Origin of the sequence: Streptomyces sp. MBT65 (assembly GCF_016612545.1) — a bacterium.
In the GTDB taxonomy this organism is placed as follows: Bacteria; Actinomycetota; Actinomycetes; order Streptomycetales; family Streptomycetaceae; genus Streptomyces.
On the sequence record NZ_JAENRY010000455.1, the window covers coordinates 1 to 8,399 of the forward strand.

The window sequence follows — 8,399 nt, forward strand, 5'->3', positions numbered from 1 at the left end:
GGCAAGGGGGCTCTCCTTCGGCGGCGGGTGGGGTGATGCGGCCGCCGTCACGGAAAGGGGCCACGACGGGGTGCCGGACCGGTTCCTACCCGGTTGGGCCGGCACCCCAACGCCCCTTGCGCTCAAGCCGTTTGGGCCGGTCGCGCCTCGGAGACCTTCGCCTCCCGCCGTACCTGCCGACCGAGCACCGCCAGGGTCAGGGTCACCGCCACCGACGCCAGGGCCACCAGGGTCATCGCCGTTGGTGGGGAGGTGAGTTGGGCGACCGTGCCCGCTACGGCCGCGCCGATGCCCTGCATGGTGAGCATGCCCGCGGAGCGCAACCCGAGAGCGTGGCCCGCGAGTTCGTCGGGGGTGAGTTCCATCAGGCGTTCCTGGAGGACCAGGCTCGCGCCGTAGCCGATGGAGGCCACGCACACCGCCAGGGCGGCCCAGGGCAGGCCGGGGCGCAGCGCGAAGAGCAGGTACGGCGTGGCCAGCAGGAGGCGGAGCGGGATGTCCAGGCGGGCGCGCAGGGCGGGCGGGACGAAACGGCCCAGGGTCAGATCGCCGACGAACATGCCCAGCGCCGCGCTCGCGAACAGCACGCCGGCGGACCCGGAGTCGTAGGAGACGTAGAGGGATTCGCAGCCGACCACCAGGCCGTTGGGGACCCACATGCCGAGGTAGGTGAGGCGGCGGGGGCGGGAGGACCACAGGAGGGCGTTCGTGCGCCAGGTGGCCGCGACGGACGGGCGGCCCGCGGAGCGGGGTGGGCGGGCGGTCAGGCCGAGGCGGAGCAGCACTGCTGTCGTGGCGTACAGGGCCGCCGCCAGGAGGAGGCAGGTGCGCGGGGAGAGCAGGGTCAGGAGGGCGCCGCCCGTCGCGAAGCCGGTGACCTGCATCAGGCCCGAGGCCATGTTGAAGACCGAACGGCCCAGCAGATAGCCCTCCTTGGAGAGGATCTCGTTCAGCAGACCGCCGCTCACCCCGCCGCCCAGCGAGGCGATCAGGCCCTGGAGGAACACGACGGCGAAGACCGCCCCGATCGGCAGACCGGGCGTCGCCAGCACCGCCGTACAGACGGCGAAGGCGGAGTTGATACCGGTGAGGGTGGCGCGCGGGGGCAGGCGGTCGGCGCCCGAGAGGAAGAAGGTCGCGCCGAGCATCTGGGCGAGCTGCGGCCCGAACATGCTCACCGCGGACAGTAAGGGGGACTCCGTGGCCCGGTAGACGAGGGTCGCGAGCGCCAGGCCGCTGATGGTCCCGGCCGCGTTCTGGGCGGCGAAGGAGAAGAAGAACGGGGTGTATTCGGGGGTGCGGAAGAGCTCGCGGTAGCTGCGCATGCGGTGAGTCTGAGGGGGTGCCCGCGGGGGTCGTATTCTTTCGCGCGGACGCGAAACGACGGGGGTGGTGGTCATGGGGTTGTGGCAGCTCAACGCCGACACTCTCGCGCGGAGTCGGTTCGTGCTGTCGCCGTTCGCCGAGACCTTCGCCGCGCTCAAGCTGCTGCATCTGGGAGTGGCCGCGCACCCCGGTGAACAGGTCTGGCTGCGCGAGCATCTGCCGTCGTACCGGCGGCTGTTGGCGGCCGATCCGGTCACCGGGCTGCTGCTGCGGGCGGGGCTCGGGCGGGCCTGGATCGCCGACTTCCTCTCGCCCACGCCGAGGGACCGGGAGCCGTTCGAGGCGGCCGTCGCACGCGTGCGGGCGGTACCGCCGGCCGACGCGCGGGCGAACCTCACGGTCTCGCTCCCCGGTCCGCTCCCCGCCGCCCTGGAGCGCGACGATCTGCCCGAGCGGGCGGCCCGGGTCCTGGAGTACGTGTGGGAGGAGACCGTACGGCCTTCCTGGGAGCGGCGCCGGCGCGTGCTGGAGGCCGATGTGGTCGCGCGGACCGCGCAGGTGAGCCAGGGCGGCTGGGCGGCCGTCGTGGACGCGCTGCGGCCGGGGCGGACGCGGTGGCTCGGGGAGAACCGGCTCCAGGTCAATCTGCACGAGTACCCGCCGCGGGAGATCTCCGGCGCGGAACTGGTCTTCGTGCCGGTCACCCCCAAGAGCGGCTGGGTGTCCTGGGAGGAGCCGGACCGCTACGCCATCGTCTACTCCTGCTCGGGCGCCCTCGCCGACCGTGCCGCGCACGCGGCCCCCGCGAGCCTCGGCGCGCTCCTGGGCCCCGCACGCGCGGGCGTGCTGACGCTGCTCGGGTCGCCGATGAGCACCAGCCAGCTGACCGCCGTGACCGGGCAGGCGCTGGGCTCGGTGGGGCGGCATCTGCGGGTGCTGCTGGACGCGGGTCTTGTGGAGCGGCGGCGGGCGGGGCGGTCGGTGCTGTACTCGCGGACGGCGGCGGGGGAGGTCGTGGTGAAGGCCGCGGGACTGTAGACCGCCTGGGGACGCGGAGGCGCACGGGTCCGTTGGACGCGGAGGCGCATGCCCCCGTGGGGAGAACGACATTTACCGGAGTTAGCATCCGGTTATGACGACTACAGAGAACACGGGTCCCCTCGGTGTCGAGATCGGGTCGCTCGCGGGCGGCTCCGCGGACCTCTCGCAGTACGCGGGCAAGGCCGTCCTCGTCGTGAACGTGGCCTCCAAGTGCGGGCTGACCCCCCAGTACACGGGCCTCGAGCGACTCCAGGAGCGGTACGCGGCACAGGGCTTCACCGTGCTCGGCGTGCCCTGCAACCAGTTCCTCGGGCAGGAGCCGGGCAGCGCCGAGGAGATCGCCGAGTTCTGCTCGGCGACGTACGGCGTGACCTTCCCGCTGACCGAGAAGGTCGAGGTCAACGGGGACGGCCGGCACGCGCTGTACGAGCGGCTCGTGGGCTTCGCGGACGGCGAGGGCCACACCGGTGACATCCGCTGGAACTTCGAGAAGTTCCTGATCGGGCGCGACGGCACGGTCGTCGCCCGCTTCTCCCCGCAGACCGAGCCGGAGTCGGCGGAGGTCGTGGCGGCGGTGGAGACGGCCGTCGCGTAGTCCCGGCTGTTGACCTTGCCCCTGGGGCAGGGCCGAGCGTCCTTGTCGCCGGGCGGACGGATACCGCCCGGTGACGGAGGATGACTCGGGTGGACGACGAACTGCTGACCATCGGCGCGTTCGCGGCGCGGGCACGGCTTTCGGCCAAGGCGCTGCGGCTGTACGACCGGCTCGGGCTGCTGGCGCCGGATCGTGTCGACGAGGTGAGCGGCTACCGCTACTACCGCGCGCACCAGGTCGAGCGGGCCCGACTCGTGGCGCTGCTACGGCAGTTGGACATGCCGCTGGCCAAGGTCGCCGAGGTGGTGGAGGCGGACGGGACGGACGCGGCCGCACTCCTCGCCGCGTACTGGACGGACGTCGAGAACCGGATCGCCGGTCAGCGCACGCTCGCCGAGTACCTCCGTGCACGACTGTCGGGGAGGAGCTCAGAGATGTACGGAAAGTTCGTGGTCGAGACGGTCGAGGTACCGGAACAGGTGTTGATCACCGAGACCCGGCACACCCTCGCGGACGAGTTGCCGACCTGGATCGGGGCCTCACTGGGGCGCCTGGAGGCGGCGGCGGAGGAATGCGGGGGCGTGAGTGCCGCGCCCTTCGTCGTCTACCACTCCGAGGTGTCGATGGAGAGCGACGGCCCGGCCGAGTCCTGTGTGCCGGTCGCGGACGAGGCGGCGGCGCGGGCCTGGGCGGCCCGGCAGGGGCACGCCCGGCAGGCGACGGTGCGGGTGGAGCCGGCCCGACGGCTGGCGTACACCCGGATCACCAAGACGCAGGTGGCGCATCCGCAGATCCTGGCCGCGTTCGAGGCGGTGGAGCAGTGGGTCGCCGGGCAGGGGCTGCGGTACGCCGGGCCGTGCCGCGAGGTGTACTTCGCGGACTGGGGGGCGGCGGGGCCGGGGGACGCGGTGTGCGATGTGGCGTTCCCGGTGGAGTGACGGCGATGGTCCCCGTGCCGCTTCCGGTGGAGTGACGGGCTGCCCGGAGTCCGGTTCCGGGCACAAGCCGAGCCCCCTCGGCCAGGACGGCGGGCCAGTCGAGAGGGCTCTTACTTGTTGAACTGCCTTTGTTGCTTATGGAGTTGTGAAAAGTGACCCAGCGGCATCAGTGAAGGTCGTGCGCCCCCCGCGCGACCTCCGCCACGAAGGCGTTCCACGAGTCAGCGGGGAAGTCCAGCGCCGGACCCCCGTCGACCTTGGAGTCCCGTACGGCCATGGCCGCGAGAACGGGTGACTTGACCTCGACGCATGCACCGTTCCCGGTGGAGTACGTGGACTTGGTCCACATGTCCGTGGCGCCCTGACGAATTGCCATTTTTGCTCCGGTTATTGCCAGTTGATGAGTACTGTCCCCGCGCGTCGCGTCCGGCCACGAACACTCCGGACGGACAACACGGTTTGCGCCAAAGCCTGTTGCTCGATGGCGTGATCGACGCTACTCGCCAACATCGGCGGACGGAGAGGCCATTCACTCGACCGGGTGGCATATACCCCTGGTGTCTTCCATCCGACCCGGCGGAAGGTGTATTCTCCCGCACCTTCCGCCGGAGGAGCCTCTCAGGACCCCCCGCGCCCCGCCGGGACCGCTCAGCGCGCGTAGTCCTTCGCGATGTCCGCGATGAACTGCCGGGACTGGTCCACGTTCAGGGCCTGCGCCCTCAAGTGCTCATACATCACGCTGTACTTCTGGACGTCGTTCGCCTTCTCCAGGTACAGGTCGCTGGTGACGCCCTCGATGTAGACGACGCTGGAGTCGGCCGCGTCGGGGAACTCCAGGATCGCGTACTGCCCGTTGAGCCCGGGATGGGCACCCATGTCGAACGGGATCACCTGCACGGTCACGTGCGGGAGTTGGGACTGCTCGACGAGGTGCTCCAACTGGTCCCGCATCAGGGAGCGGTTGCCGACCACACGGCGCACCGCGGACTCGTCCATCACGGTCCACAGCCGCAGCGGGTTCTCCGGCGCGGAGATCCGCTCCTGCCGGCGCAGCCGCACCTGGACCCGCTTGTCCACATCGGCCTGGGCGGTCTCGGGCAACGCCCCGGTGATGAGCGCCTCGGCGTACTGCCGGGTCTGCAACAGGCCGGGGACGACCTGGGGATCGTAGACGCGCAGACTCGCCGCGTCCGTCTCCAGTCCGATGTAGACGCTGTACGGGATGTCGCCGAAGGAGTGCCACCAGCCCTGCTGGCGCGAGTCCTTGGCCATCTGCATGAGCGAGTCGACGATCCGGACGTCCTCGACCTCGTAGACCCCGCACAGGTCGCGGACGTCACGCTGACTGATGCTGCGCCGTCCGTTCTCCAGCCGGCTGATCTTCGACTGCGACACCAGCAGCCGCTCGGCGACCTCTTCGGCCGTCATGCCCTTGAGCTCACGGAGCCGACGCAGCTCCTGGCCCAACCGGCGTCGCCTGACGGTGGGATTGACACTTGACGCCACGGGAACGTGCACCTCCGGCTGCATGCCTCTACTTGCCACTGCTTGCTGCTACTTGCCGCTACTTGCTGCTCACTGCTTGCCACTTTGCGTATCTGCTGTTGAGCAGACTGCCACCAAGGTGGTTTCTACCGCTGGGAAACGGTGGATATGCGGCAGGTACGAGCCAGGTTCCGGTTGCCCGCGGCGTCCGTAGATGCGGCCGAGCGGGGTGGAGAGACGTTACGTCTACTCCACCCCGCTCGGACCAGCGGCTCCCGAACCGGGTCTTGGGGACTGGCGGTGCGGCGGTACTGCGTGTGCTGCGGTCGTGCCGTGGTGCCGGTCGTGCGGTGCTGCTCCGCGGTGCGGGCGTGTGCCGTGGTACTGCGGCTCAGTGAGCCACGGCGCGCGCCATGGTGCCGCGGTGCGGCTGCATCGGAACACCACGAGCCGGTTCCGGTGGCCTTGATCCGGGCGCGGCCTGACGGCCGGCCGGGGCCGGGCTACGGCGTGGCTGTGCGGCCACCCCGTTCTGGACGTCCATCACGGCGTGCGCCACGAGTCCGCCCATGGGGTCGTGCCTGATCAGGTCCCGCAGCCGGGAGCGGGACGAGCGTCCCTCATTACCCGGATACAGGTGCTTGCCGAGACCGACCGCGTGCGCCAGTGCGGCGAGCGCGGCTGTCCGCGGGTCCGGCGGTACGCCGGTGCGGATCGCGGAATCGAGTCGGCCCCTGATCTCGCGGCTGATCTCGTTGTCCGTCGCTTGGTAGCGAGTCGTCGGCAACACCCCGCACATCTGCCCCGCCACGGCATGCACCATGCCGCACCGCTCGAGATGCGAGAGGTAGGTCTGGCGAAGTCCCAGTCGGGGCCCGCCAATCCAGTTCACTGCCCGTACCGGAGCGCCACGCCTTCGCAGCAACTCCAACGCGCAGTCCAAAGTCGGATCTCCGGTCGGCCGTGGTACCACCACGGCGATACGATCCCCGTCTGGGGCTATCCGTCCGGCCAGCGCCAGCTCCACTAGCTGTGCTCCGGCCAGACCGAGGTCGAGCGACTGCGGCTGTGCAGTGGTACCCGTGGCCGGGTCCAATGCCAGCAGTAGAAGCTCTTCCGGAAGAGTTCTGCGGCTCCTGCCCATCCATGCCTCCCCGCGTGGATGAATGACAGGGTGACCCCTCTCACATTGGTCTGTCGAGGGTGCGTGACCGGTTCGTGATGGAACCAGCAGGTATGTCGTTCTCGTCTACCGCAGGGGCCAGGCCCACACACAGGACACTGGTACATGGTTCGGACAACGGTGTTGATGCGTTGTCCGGACGACGGGTAAGAGATTTTCCAGCTGAGTCACCAGCTGACTTTCCAGCTGCTGTTGTGGCTGATTTTGTGGCTAACCCGGTTATCTCGGTCGGTTCGGTTTGACGCACGCTGGACGTGCGGCGCATGGAGGAGGCATCGGTGGCGGGCGAGTCCCCCGACAGGTCGAAGCAGCGCGAGTCGTCGGCAGAACCGACGCCGGGGAGCGCGAGTCCGGTTCCGGAGGCCCGGGGTGAGCGTGACCCCCGGTTGGCGGTGACCCGAGAGGACACGGCACCGGCACCGTCCGCGCCCTCCACGCCGTCCGCGGCGGTTCAGCGCGGGGGTGTGGACACGGCGACGAAGATCTTCTCGATTCGGGAACTGCGGACGGAGCCGGCGACGGACGGCGAGTCCGCCGACGCCGAGGCCTCTGAGGACACCCCGGCGCAGAACCCTTCCGCCGAGGGCGGTCCGGACGGCGATGCGCGGTTGCGGGCGGCTGTGGCGGCGTGGGTGACGTCGGGGCCGGAACCGGAGCCGGAGCCGTCCGAGTCGGACGGGGCCGCTGAAGGCTCGGGAGGCGCCGCTACGGCCGAGGACGGCTCCGGGGACGCGGAGACGCCCGTCTGAGGCCCTGGAGGCCGGGAGCGTCGAGGACGCGGGGGTCCCTGCCGCGACCGACGCCCCCGAGGGCGACGAGGCGCGAGATACGGCTGACGCCGTGAACGAGTCCGAGTCCGAGACCGACGACGTGACCGAGGGGGATCGGGTGACTGGCGGTGCGGGGGCGGCTACCGCGGGGAGCGATGCGACCGTTGAGCCCGCCTCCGACGCGGAGGAGGCTTCTCCGTCGGACAAGGCCCCCGGGGCCACGAAGACCGACAGGGCCGACGCGGTCGACGAGACCGACGAGGTCGCTGACGCCCGCCCGGACACCACCGACTCCGCCTCGGGAGATACCCCCAAGGCGGACGAGACCGCGGATGCGGATGCGGAGGCGGACACGACCGACACGGAGACCGACACGGAGACCGCTCCGAAGCCCACCGAGGGCAAGACGTCCGTCGAAGCGACCAGCCCGGAGCCGGACGACCACCCGGAAGCCTCCGAAGGCGAAGCCGCCTCCGAGTCGACCGCGCCGAAGACGGACGACATCCCCAAGTCCGCCGAAACCAGGGCCACTTCCGGCGCAACCGGGCCGAAGGCTGACAGCCACCCGGAACCCGCCGAAGGCAAGTCGCCCCTCGAAGCCACTGGCCCGGAGCCGGACGACAGCCCGGAGACCACCGAAGGCAAGCCCACCTCCGACGCAACCGCGCCGAAGACGGACGACCGCCCCAACTCCACTGAAGACGGCGCCACTTCCGACCCGACCGGCCCGAAGGCCGACAGTCGGCCGGAGACCACCGAAGGCGAGGCCTCCTCCGACGCGACCGCGCCAAAGGCGGACGCCAACCCCAAGTCCACTGAAACCAGGGCGACTTCCGCCCCGACCTCACCCAAGACCGACAGCCACCCGGAACCCGCCGAAGGCGACACGAAGGCGGATCCCCGGATCGCGGGTGCCACCGGCACCACCGGCACCACCGGCACCAAAGACGCCGCCCCCACCCCCGGACCGAAGGCCGCCGACGGCGATCGCCACCCGCGGACGCCACCCGCACCGCCCGTGCGGGGCGCCTTGTCGAGTGCGGGTGGCGTCCGCGGGTGGC

8 protein-coding genes and 1 pseudogene are annotated in these 8,399 nt (G+C 70.7%); 5 read left to right on the forward strand and 4 right to left on the reverse strand.

Annotation, left to right across the window (positions count from 1 at the left end):
- Positions 1-122 precede the first annotated feature (122 nt).
- Positions 123-1,325 (reverse strand): MFS transporter, encoded by a 1,203-nt coding sequence (locus tag JHN63_RS47895; protein ID WP_200691421.1) that lies wholly within the window; start codon positions 1,323-1,325, stop codon positions 123-125.
- Positions 1,326-1,398: 73 nt separating this feature from the next.
- On the opposite strand from JHN63_RS47895, the gene JHN63_RS47900 reads away from it, so the two are divergent.
- From JHN63_RS47900 to JHN63_RS47910, 3 genes are all read left to right on the forward strand, one after another.
- Positions 1,399-2,364: a helix-turn-helix transcriptional regulator gene (locus tag JHN63_RS47900; protein ID WP_200691422.1), complete on the forward strand. Its 966-nt coding sequence runs from the start codon at positions 1,399-1,401 to the stop codon at positions 2,362-2,364.
- 94 nt (positions 2,365-2,458) lie between these two features.
- Complete coding sequence (locus JHN63_RS47905) at positions 2,459-2,962, forward strand: glutathione peroxidase (RefSeq protein ID WP_234478804.1); 504 nt, start codon at positions 2,459-2,461, stop codon at positions 2,960-2,962.
- Between the two features lie 80 nt (positions 2,963-3,042).
- Positions 3,043-3,900 (forward strand): MerR family transcriptional regulator, encoded by an 858-nt coding sequence (locus tag JHN63_RS47910; RefSeq protein WP_200691423.1) that lies wholly within the window; start codon positions 3,043-3,045, stop codon positions 3,898-3,900.
- 166 nt (positions 3,901-4,066) lie between these two features.
- Here JHN63_RS47910 and JHN63_RS47915 read toward each other — a convergent pair whose 3' ends face one another.
- The 3 genes from JHN63_RS47915 to JHN63_RS47925 form a co-directional block, all read right to left on the reverse strand.
- Positions 4,067-4,276, reverse strand: a complete 210-nt coding sequence (locus JHN63_RS47915) for a DUF397 domain-containing protein (protein WP_200691424.1) — start codon at positions 4,274-4,276, stop codon at positions 4,067-4,069.
- A 272-nt stretch (positions 4,277-4,548) separates the two neighbouring features.
- Entirely contained in the window at positions 4,549-5,406 is an 858-nt protein-coding gene (locus tag JHN63_RS47920; protein WP_200691425.1) for a helix-turn-helix transcriptional regulator, read from the reverse strand.
- A 370-nt stretch (positions 5,407-5,776) separates the two neighbouring features.
- Positions 5,777-6,529, reverse strand: a complete 753-nt coding sequence (locus JHN63_RS47925; RefSeq protein ID WP_026150485.1) for a GPP34 family phosphoprotein — start codon at positions 6,527-6,529, stop codon at positions 5,777-5,779.
- Positions 6,530-6,831: 302 nt separating this feature from the next.
- Here JHN63_RS47925 and JHN63_RS47930 point away from each other — a divergent pair, with 302 nt between their 5' ends.
- Both JHN63_RS47930 and JHN63_RS47935 read left to right on the forward strand, forming a co-directional pair.
- Entirely contained in the window at positions 6,832-7,317 is a 486-nt protein-coding gene (locus JHN63_RS47930; protein WP_200691426.1) for a hypothetical protein, read from the forward strand.
- 91 nt (positions 7,318-7,408) lie between these two features.
- Positions 7,409-8,399 (forward strand): annotated as a pseudogene (locus JHN63_RS47935) (hypothetical protein); the annotation flags it as partial.

Coding starts and splice junctions, on each gene's coding strand:
- JHN63_RS47895 (WP_200691421.1), bottom strand. CDS start 1,325: ATGCGCAGCTACCGCGAGCTCTTCCGCACCCCCGAATACACCCCGTTC.
- JHN63_RS47900 (WP_200691422.1), top strand. CDS start 1,399: ATGGGGTTGTGGCAGCTCAACGCCGACACTCTCGCGCGGAGTCGGTTC.
- JHN63_RS47905 (WP_234478804.1), top strand. CDS start 2,459: ATGACGACTACAGAGAACACGGGTCCCCTCGGTGTCGAGATCGGGTCG.
- JHN63_RS47910 (WP_200691423.1), top strand. CDS start 3,043: ATGACTCGGGTGGACGACGAACTGCTGACCATCGGCGCGTTCGCGGCG.
- JHN63_RS47915 (WP_200691424.1), bottom strand. CDS start 4,276: ATGGCAATTCGTCAGGGCGCCACGGACATGTGGACCAAGTCCACGTAC.
- JHN63_RS47925 (WP_026150485.1), bottom strand. CDS start 6,529: ATGGGCAGGAGCCGCAGAACTCTTCCGGAAGAGCTTCTACTGCTGGCA.
- JHN63_RS47930 (WP_200691426.1), top strand. CDS start 6,832: ATGGAGGAGGCATCGGTGGCGGGCGAGTCCCCCGACAGGTCGAAGCAG.